14 protein-coding genes and 1 riboswitch are annotated in these 14108 nt (G+C 37.3%); of the genes, 2 read left to right on the top strand and 12 right to left on the bottom strand.

Going from position 1 to position 14108, the window contains the following annotated elements:
* Positions 1 to 78: 78 nt before the first annotated feature.
* The 5 genes from BGM26_RS01020 to BGM26_RS01000 form a co-directional block, all read right to left on the bottom strand.
* A complete protein-coding gene (locus tag BGM26_RS01020; RefSeq protein ID WP_217037874.1) occupies positions 79 to 636 on the bottom strand; it encodes a hypothetical protein in 558 nt (185 codons plus the stop codon).
* A gap of 2 nt (positions 637 to 638) precedes the next feature.
* Positions 639 to 1271 (bottom strand): SCO family protein, encoded by a 633-nt coding sequence (locus BGM26_RS01015; RefSeq protein WP_367949253.1) that lies wholly within the window; start codon positions 1269 to 1271, stop codon positions 639 to 641.
* Positions 1272 to 1467: 196 nt separating this feature from the next.
* Positions 1468 to 3165, bottom strand: coding sequence for a cbb3-type cytochrome c oxidase subunit I (locus tag BGM26_RS01010; protein WP_217037872.1), 1698 nt, complete (start codon positions 3163 to 3165; stop codon positions 1468 to 1470).
* A 14-nt stretch (positions 3166 to 3179) separates the two neighbouring features.
* Positions 3180 to 3647, bottom strand: a complete 468-nt coding sequence (locus BGM26_RS01005; RefSeq protein ID WP_217037871.1) for a cytochrome c oxidase subunit II — start codon at positions 3645 to 3647, stop codon at positions 3180 to 3182.
* Positions 3648 to 3659: 12 nt separating this feature from the next.
* Complete coding sequence (locus BGM26_RS01000; protein ID WP_217037870.1) at positions 3660 to 3809, bottom strand: cytochrome c oxidase subunit 2A; 150 nt, start codon at positions 3807 to 3809, stop codon at positions 3660 to 3662.
* Positions 3810 to 4121: 312 nt separating this feature from the next.
* On the opposite strand from BGM26_RS01000, the gene BGM26_RS00995 reads away from it, so the two are divergent.
* The gene (locus BGM26_RS00995; RefSeq protein ID WP_217037869.1) at positions 4122 to 4322 is read left to right on the top strand and encodes an alpha/beta-type small acid-soluble spore protein; all 201 of its coding nucleotides are present in this window, start codon (positions 4122 to 4124) and stop codon (positions 4320 to 4322) included.
* Between the two features lie 96 nt (positions 4323 to 4418).
* On the opposite strand, the gene BGM26_RS00990 is transcribed toward BGM26_RS00995, so the two are convergent.
* The 5 genes from BGM26_RS00990 to BGM26_RS00970 form a co-directional block, all read right to left on the bottom strand.
* The gene (locus BGM26_RS00990) at positions 4419 to 5660 is read right to left on the bottom strand and encodes an anti-sigma-I factor RsgI family protein (RefSeq protein ID WP_217037868.1); all 1242 of its coding nucleotides are present in this window, start codon (positions 5658 to 5660) and stop codon (positions 4419 to 4421) included.
* Positions 5657 to 6400 (bottom strand): RNA polymerase sigma factor SigI, encoded by a 744-nt coding sequence (gene sigI / locus BGM26_RS00985; RefSeq protein WP_217037867.1) that lies wholly within the window; start codon positions 6398 to 6400, stop codon positions 5657 to 5659. The genes BGM26_RS00990 and sigI overlap by 4 nt, the downstream gene beginning before the upstream one ends.
* Before the next feature lie 127 nt (positions 6401 to 6527).
* On the bottom strand, positions 6528 to 7862 hold the full coding sequence (locus BGM26_RS00980) for a DUF5667 domain-containing protein (RefSeq protein ID WP_217037866.1): 1335 nt from the start codon (positions 7860 to 7862) through the stop codon (positions 6528 to 6530).
* 270 nt (positions 7863 to 8132) lie between these two features.
* On the bottom strand, positions 8133 to 9530 hold the full coding sequence (gene nhaC, locus BGM26_RS00975) for a Na+/H+ antiporter NhaC (RefSeq protein ID WP_217037865.1): 1398 nt from the start codon (positions 9528 to 9530) through the stop codon (positions 8133 to 8135).
* 199 nt (positions 9531 to 9729) lie between these two features.
* Entirely contained in the window at positions 9730 to 11307 is a 1578-nt protein-coding gene (locus BGM26_RS00970; RefSeq protein WP_217037864.1) for a peptide chain release factor 3, read from the bottom strand.
* 173 nt (positions 11308 to 11480) lie between these two features.
* On the opposite strand from BGM26_RS00970, the gene BGM26_RS00965 reads away from it, so the two are divergent.
* The gene (locus BGM26_RS00965; RefSeq protein WP_217037863.1) at positions 11481 to 12356 is read left to right on the top strand and encodes a metal-dependent hydrolase; all 876 of its coding nucleotides are present in this window, start codon (positions 11481 to 11483) and stop codon (positions 12354 to 12356) included.
* 362 nt (positions 12357 to 12718) lie between these two features.
* On the opposite strand, the gene tatA is transcribed toward BGM26_RS00965, so the two are convergent.
* Positions 12719 to 12913, bottom strand: coding sequence for a twin-arginine translocase TatA/TatE family subunit (gene tatA, locus BGM26_RS00960; RefSeq protein WP_217037862.1), 195 nt, complete (start codon positions 12911 to 12913; stop codon positions 12719 to 12721).
* Positions 12914 to 13084: 171 nt separating this feature from the next.
* Positions 13085 to 13684, bottom strand: coding sequence for a cell wall hydrolase (locus BGM26_RS00955; protein ID WP_217037861.1), 600 nt, complete (start codon positions 13682 to 13684; stop codon positions 13085 to 13087).
* Positions 13685 to 13963: 279 nt separating this feature from the next.
* Positions 13964 to 14075, top strand: a riboswitch (TPP riboswitch).
* Positions 14076 to 14108 lie beyond the last annotated feature (33 nt).

The following is a 14108-nucleotide window of genomic DNA, read 5'->3' as shown; positions in this document are numbered from 1 at the left end:
CGCTAAAACTACAATATTTCTGAAAAAAGACTCATTTTATTTTGACAAGTAAAAATTAATAACATTGCTGAACTTGTATTATTCATATGCCGAATGGTCAACAAAATAAAAGTACACTAAATAGATTACGAGTGCAATGGCAGTCGTTATGAATCCCCAGCCCAGGGTTAATTGATCAATTAATAGATAGTTGTTGCATAATTGATCAGGTGACCAAATATATAACAATCCCATCCCAAAATACTTAATCGTAAAAATGATTATAATCACATTTTTTCCAACCGAACTAAGTTTTTTCCAACTATCCCTTAAGGGAACACCAGCTAAAAAAGGCAAACTAATAAATTTAAAAATTTCTACACTTTGTAACGTCAAGGCTTCATCCATTGTTCGCGGGATTGTCCAGTATATGATTATGATCATAAATAAAATAATTCCCGGTATGCCATTACTATTCCATTTTTCGAAAAAACGAGGAAAGCGTATTTGAAAAAAATGTGCCATAAAAAATCCCGAGATAACAAGCAAGGGCATTTGCATATGCATATGAGTAATCATAATTGATTCTACTAAATGGGCAACAGGTGGAAGCATTAGGAAAATATATAACAGAAAGGCATATAGAACTTGTGTCATAATTACTCCCTCGCATCACTTTCAAGAATGCTTATTACCTTTTCAGCAGCTTCATCAATCTTCGTAAAATCCATAACATTAACTAAACGTCTATTTTTATCAACTAAATAAAAAGCAGAATTATGTGTAAAATTCCCAAGTCCATCAGGAATCACAATCACACCAAATTTCTCCAATAATGAAGCTAATTCAGTTTGATTAGGTATTCTTGCCATCCTCCATGTTTCTCCGTCGCTATTAAAAGCCTTTCTGTATGTTTCTAAAGTAGCCGGGTCATCCCTAGTTGGATCAAAACTAATACTCAAGAAAACAATGTCTTCTCCAATATATTTTTTGGGCAATGAATCATAAACCTTAGCCATATTCATTTCTAATTGAGGGCAGACCGTTCCACATGATGTATAAAGAAATGTAATAAATACATACTTATCTTCAAACTCAGAAATTGGATATTTCCGCCCTTTGTTATCCTCCAAAGTGACATCAGGGAATACAGGCCTTTCCTCCATTAGCTGATTCACTCTCGCGGTTTCTGCAGTAAATGCTTTAAATCCATCGGTACCGATATAAAACAATACACATCCAAACAACAAAACCAAAATGACAGCGATTGTATTATGCTGATTTTTGATCACGGAGATCACTCCCCATATCTTAATGTAAGACCGCAATGTCCACTTAAAAGCGGAACTTTCAGTCGTGTGATGTCCTTCCGTAAAGAATTTCATACTAATACAGCAACGGCAGCATTTATACATGCTGTATGTTGCTAGTCTTAATTGTGCATAAAGAGATAGCCGAATAATCGAGCTATCTCTTTATGTCAAAGAATTACCAAGTTTTGAATGGAGGTGAACCTGGAGGTGCATTAACGATCATATCTGTCAGTGGTAAAACATATGCCATGGCAATAACGATTAACATGATTACAACCCAAACTCCCCAACGCTCTGTCATATATGGCGTTCTAGCTTCTCCTTCTTCCACTTCAGCAATAGGGAATTCTGTTTCACCTTTTGGTGCAAAGAACATTAGATTAAATACGGCAAATACTTGGATAATTACTGCGATCATTAGCAGTGTTGCACCAATTCCTATCATTGTCATATATGGATCCCAGCCTAATGTTGTTGAAAAGTCGCCATAGGTTGTAAAGGAGGTTCTGCGTGGTGAACCAAACAATCCAACTGTATGCATTGAAAAAGACATGATGACCATACCAATTGTCCAAATAATCGTTTGAATCACACCTACTTTATTCATTTTCGGTGTTAAAACGCGTTTGGATACATATGGAACTAACCAATAACTAACACCAAAGAATGTCATCATTACGGACATACCAAGCGTTAAGTGAAAGTGGCCAACAACCCACATCGTATTATGAACAACCTGGTTTAATTGGTTCGTACTTTGAACAATCCCGCCTGCTCCAGCTGGAGCAAAGGCAGCCATTGCGATAAATGGTGATAGGAAACGAACGTCACCCCATGGTAATTTTTTCAACCAGCCTAAAAGTCCTTTTCCGCCTTTCCTTCTGCCGGTACGTTCAAATACGGTAAACATGGCGTACGCAGTCATTAAGGATGGGAATCCAATTGCTAAACTCATAAACACGTGCATGAATTTTACTGGTTCTGAAATAGCTGGGTCAACGATTTGATGGTGAAATCCGCCTGTAATATTCATTATTACTAATGCGATAATAACAACACGAGTTAAATAGTCATTAAAGCGTGTTCCTCCGATTACTTTTGGTACAATGACGTACCATGCAGAAACTGCTGTTAAATACCAGATATTAACTGCTGTATGCCCAAAAGCCCAGAATAGTGTTCGAGCAACCATAACATTTATTGTATCCACCCATCCAAGTGACCATGGAATAATCATGAATAGTACTTCAACCGCAGCAAAGGCAGTTGCGCCGACTAATAAGACAAATACACCAGTAGCAAAGAACGTAAGGATCGGAATATGCTGCCCTTTGTGAGTCTTTCGCCAATGAGCAACATTCATAAATGCTCCAGCTGAAAGCATCCACACACCCAATACAATAAACACTAAACCGAAATAAAATATTGGGTGAGCCGCCAATGGCGGATAGAAGGTAAACATAACAGATGCTTCATTCATTAAGATCGGTATCACTACTAATACAAAACCGAAGATCTTCATCCAAAAACCAATCCATGCCATCTTTCTAACCTTTGGCAGAAGACCGCCTAATGTATGTGAAAGTCCTGCATAAAAATAACCAATTGTAAAGAATGCTGAAAGCACAACAACTAATAATAACCCGTGTGCTGTTAATACTTGATAATAATTAAGCCATGTTGGTAGTTCAAGAAGACCTGCACGGTTTAATCCTTGCAATAATCCTAACAATCCGCCTAGAAGTAATGCTATAAAAGCAACAGATAAATATGATTTCGTTATTCTAGCATCTTCTAAACTAATCCCTAGCGCTTTATTTGCTTTTTCTTTAAATGCTGTTGATTTTCCCTTTTGTTGTATGACAGTTTCCATTGAACGTCCCTCCTTTATTTAACTGTAATGGTCGTACTCATTAATTGGTGGCCAGCACCGCAGTATTCATTACATAACACTAAATATTCACCCGGTACGTCAAATTTCTGCGTAATCTTTTGAATATGTCCCGGCATTACCATCGCATTAATATTCGTATTTGCCACTTGGAATCCGTGCACAACATCTTTAGAAGTCATTGTGAAATGTACCGTTGATCCAGCAGGCACTTCAATATTACTTGGATTAAAACTAAAAATTTGTAAAGTCATGACTACTTCATATTCATTTTCACCAATTTGTTTAATACCAGGTTCATTAAATGGCGCGATTTGATCTACCTTTTGCGGATCAATTGTTTCTTTATGACTTGGCGGTGCCATTCCCAAGGCAAATCCTTGATAACCAGTAATTAGCATGAATATCATTATCATACCGAAACTTAAGGTAAGCCATATTTTTTCTGAAAGATGCATCTTCATTTTTATTCCCCCCTATACTCTAGCCATATATAGCCCGAAAAGTACTACATACGTAATGAAAATTACTGCACCAACCACTCCTACGGAAAACATTGTACCTTTAACAGATTCGTGTTTCTGTTCTTCTTGTGTTTTAGAATCCTTTGATTTCACCATTTCCATGACAGGTTATTCCCCCTTTGTGAGTAAGTTTACATTCAGTATAGATGAGAACGTTCTCACTTATAGTGAGTACAATCACATTAAAAGTGTGATCTTTTATGATTTTCATTTGAATTGCCGAATAGGCAAATAAATGGGGTGTTTTTACAAGGAAAGGATTCTTTCGAGCCGAAGAATTTACCACTTATGAAATTTTGCTCGGTTAACCATAATACAAATAACAGGGATGATTAGACTCTGGATTGGCGGATTTCCGTGACGAAGGATGACGAATATTGGCATATATCCAATCAAAAAAGGAGTTGAATTACTTTGGCTAGAAGCAGCAATAAACTATTAGTTCCTGGGATCGAGCAATATTTAGACCAAGTAAAATATGAAATTGCCCAAGAATTTGGCGTTCATTTAGGTTCCGACACCGTTTCCCGGGCAAATGGATCAGTTGGTGGAGAAATTACAAAAAGACTTGTGAAACAAGCACAAGCTCAAATGGCTGGAAATAAGCAGTCATAAACTTTGAAATATTTGTGATAATTTTCGAATCAACGAAAAGGTGAATAATAAATGGCAAAAAGTCCGGATTTCTCCGGACTTTTCATTACTTTCTTACTAATCATTTTGTCTCTTTTCGTTATCGTGGTTTTCTTTTTTATAATTGTTGTTGCCTGAATTCCACTTTTCTTTTTCGTTTTGTTGATTATCCGAATTCGACTTTGCTTTTTCGTTTCGTTGATTATCCGAATTCGACTTTGCTTTCTCATTTCGTTGATTATCCGAATTCGACTTTGCTTTTTCGTTTTGTTGATTACCCGAATTCGACTTTGCTTTTTCGTTTCGTTGATTATCCGAATTCGACTTTGCTTTTTCGCTTCGATTATCACCATGATTCGACTTCTCTTCTAATTTCTTCTTAGACGAGTCCGAATTATTTTCTATATGTTCTTTTTCCTTCTTTTCCCTGTCCCGAAGCGTTTGTTTATCTTCCCACTTCTCGAAAGTTTTTCCTTGCTCCGAATTATTTTTATTTCCACGATTTTGTTCTTTTTTCAGCTGTCCAGGTGGGATAAATGTATCTTTATTAGGAGAGGTTTGTATTTTGCTTTGTTCCTGCATAATTTCTGATTTTGGCTGTTCCGTCGTCACTAGCTCATTTTTCTTAGCTGGTTTCGAAATATTCGTATTCATTTGCTTTTCTTTATATAAACCCGTTGTTAGTCCCTTTTCTTTTGCTTGCTCTCTATCTTTTTTTGTTCCTTCTACAACTTTAAGTTCAAGATTTTCATTTTCCATGACATGTTTAATTTCTGTCATTTCTTGTTCCCAGCGTTCATCTCGCTCTTTTTTCTCCTCTTGTGCATAGACGGTAGCAATTACAACTTCATGTTTATTCTTGATATATCCCTGTTTTTTTATCTCATTGAGTATATTTTTTGTCACTACCTGAATATCTTTCTTTTTCCAGTCGTGGATTTGTTGGACGATTCGTTCCCCATCCTCATTGTATGGCATCATTTCAAGCACTTGGAATTTACGATTGACACCTAATTCAATGCTCGGATTAATATCAATGGACATATACGCATACACTTCATTACTTTGTGACCTAGGTATAAATGACAGGATAACAAGCATGAATGCGAGAGTAGCTGCAATTGCGGTCTTTCCTTTAATGGTCTGTAAAATAGATAAAAAGGAAGGCTTGTTTGTTTCCATCTGATCTACTGGAAAAAAATCAATTTCCTGCCCAATTTGATATTGACTATTTTGCTTGCGGGCACGGAGAAATTCGCCTTCTGGGGTTAATAGCGTTAAAAAACGTTCATTCACTTCCATAATAATTCCCTTTTTCACGTCTCCAACACCCCTTTAATATAATCTTTTAGGTAAACATAATCTCCAATTAAAATAAGGGAGATCGCAATAATATACTTTCTGTTTCTCTCAATTGTTTTTCTGCTGATTGAAACATACTTCTCCAGCTGTTTAATTGGAAGTCTCTTCTTTTCGAGCAAGGTTTTTTTAAGCTCACTATTTTCAGTTAGTATTTGTGCCACTGTCATCGCGTTTTTTCTAGCATCCGCATGTTTGGGAGATTGCTCGACTAGATCTATGAAAGACAGATCAAATTGTTGAAGAACTTCGGTAAATTTAGTAATTTCTTCTCTTCTCAATTCTTCATCGGTTTTCTTCCGATAATCCTCCAATGACAAATCATCTTCTATGGAAGATCTAGACTCTTCCTCACTCAGATCGCTGCCGATTTCAAAGCTCAGTCCCTGATGTTTAGACTGCGTCCGAATGTAATCAATGACTCTCCGTTTAATAAGAACCTCAGAAAAGCTAATTAAAGAACTCCCTTTTTCCGGGCTATATTTTTGAATTGCTTCATTAAAAGCAATAAGTCCAATACTAAATTCATCATCAGATTCATGTATGTATCTTTTACATACCGAGGAAACCGTTTTTGCAATAAAAGGCTTGTATGAATGAATTAGGTCATTTTGCAATGGTGCATCGCCTTGTTGGATTAAATGGACCGTTTCTTCAAGTGTTCTTTTTCGTTTTTTAGCCATGAACAGCATACTTAGCATTGCCTCACCTCTTTACCCAACACATTATAACATACGAAGTCATTTTTGATTTTTTAGGGGTTGGCCATTAAGTATGAAAGAAAAGAAAGCCAATGGCTCTCTTTTCTAAAATTGTTCATATGGGTTTTTAGTATTGATTATCTTCGTTGCCTTGGTTATCATCATTCCCTTGTTGCTTCCAATTTTCTTGATGTTTCTTCACTTGCTGATTTTTTGATTCTTTTTGTTGTTTCATTTCAGCCTTTTTTTCATCACGTTGTACTCTTGCCTCTTGTTTTGCAGTTTGATCTGCATGTTTTGCTTCTTGTTTTACAGCTTTAATTGATTGTTTTTCTTCTTGTTTTATAGCTTTAATTGATTGCTTTGCTTCTTCTTTAATTTCAGCTTTTTTCTCTTTATATTCTTCTCTAGCTTCTTTTCTTTGCTGCTTTAATTCAGACTTTGCTTCATTATGATGCTTAACTGGAGTTACTATTTCTTCTTTATCAACTTCGGTCTTCACATCATTTGGGATTTCAGCATCTGTTCCACTATCAACTATCACTTCTTCTTCAACCTTAACCAATTCCGTTCCTTCTTTTACTTCATCCTTTTTATGCTGATCAAGTTCCGCATATTTCTTTTCAATCTTCGCTATTTTTTTTGCCAATTTTGCATAACTTTTTTCAATATTTTTTTGCAAGGCCGCCTTGGCAACTGGATTTTTCACTTTATTCAATGCAGCTTGAAGGGCTAAAATATTTTGTGAAATTAGCTCCTTCACTTCCTTCATCGGCTCATCTTTTGATACAGACTCTTCTGCATTCACATCATCAATAGGTGAATCATCTTGGGTTACTTCATCAATAGCTGAATCATCTTTAGTTCCATCATCTTCTATATTTACTTCATCTACTTTTGTTTCATTAGTATCAGTATTTTTTTCTTCATCTGTTACTGGCTCGTCTATTTCCACTTCATCATTAAGACCTGCATCGTCCTTATCTTCATCTTCAACGAGTATCTCCACGCTTTGCATGTATTCAATTGCTTTTTCAATTGTTTGCAATGCTTTTTCTTCATCACCTTCTGCAAACAGAATTTCAGCTTCTGCTAGACGCTCTGAAGCATATGTAGCCAATAATTCTGACTCCTTAACTTTGTCGAAAGTAAAGGCAAGTTTAATTTTTTCTAATGCTATTTTTGCAAAATAAAAGAAGTTACCAGCCACTAGGGATGGAGCATTCTTTTCGATTTCTTCAACTTGATCTTTTCCTTCTTCGATCACTTCAACTGACTTAACATCTGATTCAGTAGATGTTTGGTTTTCTAATACTACGGTTTCATATTTTTCATTCTCATCTGTTTTTTCAGATGCGTAAGCTAGGGAAGAAGAGAATGTGAAAGTTCCTGCTAATACAATTGCTAATGTACTTTTTGCGATTTTGTTCATTTCTTTATTTGATAAGAATTTCAATTTCAATCACCTCTATGTTTTTTAAGCGGCCGCTGTTCATTACAAGTGTACGGATATGCACGAGGTGTTTTTGGGGGTTTTCAAAAAAATATAATTGTAAAAAGGACAAACGTACAAAAAACTTTAACAATACTGCAAAGAACAGTGTGTTAAAGTTTTTTATTGATCCTTCCAATAAAGTGAAGGTTTTATTATGGGTGCTGCTTTGCATTTAACTTTCAATAGTGTGCCTTTCAAACGTTCGACATTTTTCCGCTAATTCGAAAAAAGCAGCCATTAAGCGGCTGCTTTTTCATCTTTTTTCGAAATTGTAAAGCCGGTAATCCCATAAACAATTGTAATAAGAGGAGATAAAAGACAGAAAAAGGTGAATGGTAGATAATCAATAGTTGCAACTCCTAATACACCGGTTAGGAATACACCACACACACTCCAAGGAACTAATGGATTAATGACCGTCCCTGCATCCTCTAGGACTCTCGAAAGGTTTTTCTGATGCAGGCCAGCACGATCATAGGATTCCTGAAAAGCACTGCCTGTTAATAAAATCGAAAGATACTGCTCGCCAAGCAGAAAGTTAATGCCGATTGCGGTTCCAGCGGTTGAAGCGATCAAGGCAGGCACCTTATGCAAAAATTCTTTGATCCCATCCAGCAATGCTGGCAAGATTCCTAGTCTAAAAAACAAGCCTCCCATTGAAAGTGCCAGCAAAACAATCCCAATGGGGAACATCATACTTTCCATTCCACCCCTTGATAATAATGAGTCCACTTCTTCAACACCACTATCCGACTTAAAACCAAAAAATAATAGACTCATCATTTTTTCGACACTAAAGCCCTTTTGTAGAAAGAAGCTAATCAAAAGTGCAGATAAAATCCCAGCTGATAGAGTAATAATAGCTGATACCTTTTTAATGGCCAGATAAGTCAAAATAAGAAAAGGGATAAGAGAAAGCCAATGTACATATCCAAGCTCATTCAGCGTATTCTTCAAAAATACTATTTTCGTAAAATTTGAAGAAGCCTCTCCAGGCGATAAAATACCAAAAATAATCAAGGAAATTACAAATGCAGGCCCGGTTGTCCATGTCATGTTTTTTATATGGTCGAATAAATCGACATTTACGATCATGGATGCAAGATTCGTCGTATCAGAAAGAGGCGACATTTTATCACCGAAGAAAGCACCCGAAACAACAGCACCCGCTGTGATTGCTTCTGATAAACCAAGTGCGGTACAGACGCTCATAAACGCAATGCCAATGGTTGCCGCCGTTGTAAGTGAGCTTCCGATACTCATGCCAATGATCGCAGTGACGAAAAAGGCAATGGCATAGAAGAATTTCCCATTCACTACTTCTAAAGCCATGTAAATAAAAGTAGGAATCGTCCCGCTCACCATCCAGCTGCTAATAAGCATGCCGATAAAGAAAAAGATAAAAACAGCCCCAAGGCCTGATTTTGCACCATCTGTAAGACCCTCTTCCAAATCTTTCACACTTACCTTCTTTACGAGTCCATAAGCAAACAAACACATGATGGCCAAAACAATCGGTATATGGGGAACGACACCGGCAAAAATAATCGCATAGCTGATGCCGCCCAGAATAATGAAGGTAATGATAAATGCCTCCAAAGGTTTAAGTACTAATAATGGTTGTTCTTGCTGCAAAACTATTTCCTCCCCATTTTAACCGTATTGCTAAAAACATTCTATTTATGAATCTACGGATAAATGTAATTATTCACTTTTTAACTTAAACGCTTTTTAGCATTAAAGTAAAAAACAAATGCGATACTAATATAATATTTCCCCCCCATAATGTCAATGGCAAAAAAATACGGCTCCCTTTACGGAAACCGTTTGTTTGTTAGTGTTCTTCATCCATCGGATTATATAAGTTCACATCCGGGTTCTTTTCTTGAAACCATCGAAGCGCAAAATCATTTTCAAATAAGAAGGCTTTCTTCTCAAATCGATCGTTTACAAGCATGCTCCTGGAGCTTGAAAGGTTCTCGCTTACCTCACCTTCAACCCAACGGACGATTTTTGAACCGACTCTTTCCATAATCACTTCTGTATTGTATTCATTGCGCATCCTGTGTTCAAATACTTCAAATTGCAGCTGGCCAACTGCCCCGAGCAGCAGATCCTCTGTCTTGACTGTTTTATATAGCTGAATGGCACCTTCTTGAACAAGCTGCTGGATTCCTTTATGGAAATGCTTTTGCTTCATGACATTTTTCGCAGAAACCCTGACGAAGAGCTCTGGTGTAAACTGCGGAAGGCGCTCAAATTGAAAATTTCCTTTTCCAGATGTGAGTGTATCTCCAATTTGGTATGTTCCTGGATCATAGATCCCGATAATATCTCCACTTACAGCTAGATCCACTGTGCTTCTGTCGTCAGCCATAAATTGCGTGGACTGCGCGAGTTTAATTTGTTTTCCAAGTCTTGGAATATTCACAGACATACCTCGCTCGAATTGGCCCGAACATATTCTTAAGAAAGCAATTCGATCCCTGTGGGCCGGGTTCATATTTGCTTGAATTTTGAAAATAAAACCGGAAAAATCTTCTGAGAGCGGATCAATTTCACCTACTGTTGAGTTACGAGCTTGCGGTGGCGGGGCAAACTGTAAATAGGACTCTAAAAAGGTTTGAACCCCGAAATTTGTCAGTGCGCTGCCGAAGAAAACAGGTGTTAATTCGCCATTTTTCACACGGTCCACTGAAAATTCATTTCCTGCCTCATTTAATAACATGATTTCTTCAAGTGTATCGGTATACAAACCGGAACTTTTTAATGAATGGTTTCCTTCAATCTCACCTTCTTCATTTAATTTAATGAAGCGGGCTTCATCTTCTACACGAAATTGCTCAATTCGATTATTAAAACGATCGTAAATACCAAGGAATTCTTTTCCCATTCCAATCGGCCAATTCATCGGGTACGATTCAATTCCCATTACCTCTTCCAGTTCAGCAAGAAGCTCTAACGGGGGTCTCCCTTGGCGGTCAAGCTTATTAATAAAAGTGAAAATCGGAATTCCTCGCATCCGACAAACCTTAAAAAGCTTCAGCGTTTGCTCCTCAATTCCCTTCGCTGAGTCAATGATCATGACGGCGCTGTCGACAGCTGTCAACGTTCGGTACGTATCTTCACTGAAATCTTGGTGACCTGGTGTATCAAGTATATTTACACGTGCTCCATTATAGTCAAATTGCATTACACTGGAGGTTACCGAAATTCCACGCTGCTTCTCAATTTCCATCCAGTCACTTGTCGCATATTTCCCTGTTTTCTTCCCCTTCACCGTTCCAGCATCCCGAATAGCTCCGCCAAACAGAAGCAATTTCTCGGTTAATGTTGTTTTCCCAGCATCCGGGTGGGAAATGATCGCAAAGGTACGTCTTGATAATACTTCTTCTTTAAATTTATTTGCCATGTTACTTCCTCACTGATTCTCAAATTTAATCATACCCTTAATTTTATCGCTCGGAAAAACAGATTGCAATGGTGCATTTAAACATCTTATTGCTTTTTTAAATTTTCGTCCACGATTATAATTAGATGAGTGAACATAACGGCTTGTTAATATTGCAAAACGGAGGTGATCCTTTGGATACAATTACTCATACTTTATTCGGTTTGGCGCTGTATGGGGCTATCGATAAGAAAGATATGGACAGTAAACACAAAAGAGCTTATCTTGTAACAGCGGTCGGCGCCAGCCAAATTCCAGATATAGATGTAATTTCGCGTTTATGGGATACAGAAGGGCTTTATCAAATGTGGCATCGAGGCATTACCCATTCGATCTTTTTGACACCAGTATGGGCACTGCTATTTTTTCTTATTTGCTACTTCTTTTTTGGGGTGAAAGATAAAAAGCTTTTTCTGCTTGGTTGGCTGGCTGTCTTTATCCATGATACGAGTGATCTTTTCAATGCATGGGGAACGGGGTATTTAGAGCCGTTTTCCAAGATGAGAATTACATTTGGTACGATCCCAATTATTGATTTTGTCATTTGGATCATCATGGCAGCTGCTTTCTTTTTCTCAAAAAGAAATAAGCAAAGGTCACCGTTTTATTTTAAAGCGGCGTGGACATTTATCGTCCTTCACTTCATTATGCAAAGCAGCCAGGGCTTTCTGCTATATAAACAATATGAAGATCATTATGATCAAATTGCCCTTTCAGCAGGCTTTATACCCTGGACATTTTCGGTAGTTGCGAAAAAAGATCAAACCGTTACGATCTTTCAAGATAATCTTTTTCAAGAGAGACTTGTGCAATATGTTTTACAATCAAATGCAGAGGCAGATTTGGATAGATTGTTTTCTGAACTCCCACAAGCAAGAACACTATATGAATGGTCCCCATTTGTTGTTCTTGTTGATGACAACGACCGGCTCGGTCTGTTCGATCCTCGCTTTTATCGGAATGGCCAGTCCTTTTTGTTTGAATATATCGAGAAAAATATAAAGAAATAGAATCATTTTTATATATGGTTCAAAAAAACATTAACATGACTTTTTCCTGAGATAGCTTCCTGAATTCTACTTAAACAAAGGCTCTTTTCGCATAGTTTGTTGTTTTTGGCTTTAAAAGTTTGCCCGTTGATTTCCGCTGCGGGTACTTGCTTTCCGCGGAGAGTGACTGGAGCCTCTCGGCGTTACCGCCTGTGGGGTCTCCCGTTCCCTCCATTTCCCGCAGGAGTCAAGTACCCTCCACTCCAATCAACTCATATTTTTATATAAAATCATACTTAAATAGCAACAAGGTTTACGAAAACAGCCTAAACAAAAAACTGGCCCGATAAGACTTTTTCTGTCTTCGAAGCCAGTTTTTTAATTTATTTATCTGAAAGTTCGTCTTTTTTCTTTTCTGTATCATCAAAGTCCTTTGTTATTTCACTCGTTGACTTCTTAAATTCTCTCAATGTTTGTCCGAATGCTCTTCCAATCTCGGGCAGTTTTTTCGGCCCAAATATAATGAGTGCGAGAATCAGAATAAGGATTAGTCCTGGTACACCTATATTTGATAACATCTAAATCCCTCCTTTGGTATTAGTACAAGTTTGACTTCTGGAAATGAATGATTGATCTTTAATACCCAAAAGGGTTCAATCCATATATTATAATATAATTATTCCCAAACACCAAAGTGAAAATATCAAAACAGAGAAACCCCCTCCTGCGAAAGCTGGAGAAGGGTTACATTATTTCGCAAAGCGATGATTTCCGATTACAGTTGTGACTGTTTTCGTTCTTAACCACTTACTACTTGTTTGATCAGGATTGAAGAAAAATACGGAGTCATCCCCTTGTCCTTCGAGGGCAAGTGCTTCCATAACTGCTTGTTTTGAATCATTATCAGCTGGATCGTTTATGGCTCCATTATCGACTGGCTGGAATTGTCTTTTTTGATAAATGACATCCTTAATTTTATCCGGAAAGCGATTGTCTTCTACCCGATTCAATACAACTAATGCGACAGCAACCTTGCCGGCATGCGGCTCCCCTTTTGCTTCTGCATGTACGAGTCTTGCAAGAAGGTCCTTTTCTGCTTTTGTAATGGATTTAGGCACTATCAGCTTCTCACCCGGAAGAATCTTGTCCGATGTTTTATCATTAAGCTTTTTTAATTCAAGCTTAGAAACACCAAATTTCACACCGATATTAAAAAGGGAGTCCCCCTTTTGTACAATATATATATCAATATTATCTAATGTTTTTGCATGAGCATGGTTAGCATCTGAATGAACAAAATGGAATGAGAGCACCATGAGTCCAGCAATAATTGTTGCAAGCTTCTTCATTGTATCTCCTCCTCTATTTTATTAGCGATGGCTTAATATTCTTAGAATAGACGCGCATAGCCTTCTGGCATCTGATTATTGACTTCTGATCATTGACTTCTGTTTTGCAACATAATAACCGTAACATAGATTATAATGAACGACCACACCTCAATATCTTCCATGGTTTTACAGGGATTTATAGGTATTTTTTCCATCAAGGACATTTTACTAGGCAAATGACTTACATCTGCTATAATAAGGGAGAATAAAAACGCTCATATTATTCAATTAAATAGTCAAGAATTGTAGGGGAACCGGTACAGCCGGTTGAGACTTCATCCGATAAAGATGTTGACCCTTTGAACCTGATCTGGTTTATACCAGCGTAGGGAACATATTCTAAACCAAATTTTGTTTAGTTAATATGCGCCCGGGTTCATAC

This window comes from Bacillus sp. FJAT-29790 (genome assembly GCF_019039215.1).
GTDB lineage: Bacteria > Bacillota > Bacilli > Bacillales > Cytobacillaceae > Cytobacillus.
The sequence above is the reverse complement of the archived record's forward strand: the minus strand, read 5'-3'. Positions and strand labels throughout refer to the sequence as shown.